Source organism: Dickeya sp. NCPPB 3274 (genome assembly GCF_000406205.1).
Lineage (GTDB): Bacteria > Pseudomonadota > Gammaproteobacteria > Enterobacterales > Enterobacteriaceae > Dickeya > Dickeya fangzhongdai.
On sequence record NZ_CM001979.1, the window covers coordinates 2,550,861 to 2,551,543 of the forward strand.

Genomic DNA, 683 nt, shown 5'->3' on the forward strand with positions numbered 1-683 from the left:
TCCGTTGACTCAGATGGTTATTCTCCACAACAACTTCTTCCGTTGCGAAGTCAGCCGCCGAACACCACTTTTCCCTGTGCGGTCAGCCGGTTACAGCCGGTTTTGCCTGATGCGTTTCGATACCCGGACACCGACGCCCCGATACGCGGTTTTGGCCCCCGATACGCTACCGCCCTGCCGTGGCTTTTGCCTGCAACCCACGCATCATAGCAGCGGCAGCAGCCGCTGCCATCTGCTGTTGGGGGGTCGGTTTGGGGTTTCATCGCAACCCGTGACGGGGCCACAGCTTGCCTGTGGCCCCGTCACGGGTTCTGCCGGTGCGGACGGCACAGAGTCCGCAAGCGACGCCCTGCGGCGCTCTGTGGCTCTGATGGTTAAGGAGACAGCGCGCCTGCATGACCACGCCGGACAGCAACCCACAAGGCGACCACCGGGGAGGCCCCCGGCGGGGGCCGCACGGGGCGGAGATGGCGAGCACGGGAACGAGCAAGGAGCCTGCGACTGCGAGCCGGGCGCAGCCAGTGCAGCGGGGTTGGGGCGGGGGCGAGGTAACGCCCTTCAGCGGAGGCCCGACGGGCCGACTTCTTCTTGGGGGTTGGGGGTTGACCTGAGTGCTGAAGAAGGAACACCGCCGCCGACAGCGGAAGGCGAAGCCTTGCGCGCCGCGCCTGACCCACGATGCC